General features: G+C 70.0%; 1 protein-coding gene. It reads left to right on the top strand.

The genetic code is table 11. The features are described 5' to 3' along the window. The coding region (locus tag U9R90_RS36300; protein ID WP_411061767.1) for a MinD/ParA family protein at positions 1-1165 on the top strand (1165 nt) is incomplete at both ends.

Below are 1165 nucleotides of genomic sequence, written 5' to 3'. Positions count from 1 at the left end.
TTCACCCGCCGACCCCCGCTCCGGTGGCGCCTGGCCGCAGCCCGTCACGCATGACCAGCGGGAGCGGCAGGTTCCCGGCGCGCCCCTCGGGTACACGGCCGCCGTCGAGCTGTCGTCCGAGCGGCTGCTGAACAAGAAGCAGAAGGCCAAGAGCAGCCGCAGCTCGGCCAGTTCCGGGTCCCGCTTCAAGATCGGCGGTAAGAAGGAGGAGGCCGAGCGGCAGCGCAAGCTCGACCTCATCCGTACGCCGGTGCTGTCCTGCTACCGGATCGCGGTGATCTCCCTCAAGGGAGGCGTCGGCAAGACCACGACCACCACCGCGCTCGGCGCGACCCTGGCCACCGAGCGGCAGGACAAGATCCTGGCGATCGACGCCAACCCGGACGCCGGGACGCTCGGCCGCCGCGTGCGCCGGGAGACCGGCGCCACCATCCGCGACCTGGTCCAGGCGATCCCGCACATCAGCTCGTACATGGACATCCGGCGGTTCACCTCGCAGGCGCCGTCAGGTCTCGAGATCATCGCCAACGACGTGGACCCGGCGGTCTCCACGACCTTCAACGACGAGGACTACCGGCGCGCGATCGACGTACTCGGCAAGCAGTACCCGATCATCCTCACCGACTCCGGCACCGGACTGCTCTACAGCGCGATGCGCGGCGTGCTCGACCTCGCCGACCAGTTGATCATCATCTCGACACCGTCGGTCGACGGTGCGAGCAGCGCCAGTACGACGCTGGACTGGCTCTCCGCGCACGGGTACGCGGAACTGGTCTCGCGGTCCCTGACGGTGATCTCCGGGGTGCGCGAGACCGGCAAGATGATCAAGGTCGATGACATCGTGCAGCACTTCGAGACCCGCTGCCGCGGCGTGGTCGTCATCCCCTTCGACGAGCACCTCTCGGCGGGCGCCGAGGTCGACCTCGACATGATGCGGCCGAAGACCCGCGACGCGTACTTCACCCTTTCGGCCCTGGTCGCCGAGGACTTCGCGCGCGCCCAGCAGGAGCAGGGCCTGTGGACACCGCACGGCGCCAACCAGCCGCCGCAGCTCGCCCCGCCACTGCCCGGCCAGTCGCACCCGGGCCAGGCACATCCAGGCCAGCAGGCCGCCCCACCCGGACAGCCGTACCCCCCGCAGCAGCCCCAGTCCGGGCAGCCCTAC

The sequence above is a fragment of the Streptomyces sp. E11-3 genome (assembly GCF_046540415.1).
Classification (GTDB): domain Bacteria; phylum Actinomycetota; class Actinomycetes; order Streptomycetales; family Streptomycetaceae; genus Streptomyces.
The sequence above is the reverse complement of the archived record's forward strand: the minus strand, read 5'-3'. Positions and strand labels throughout refer to the sequence as shown.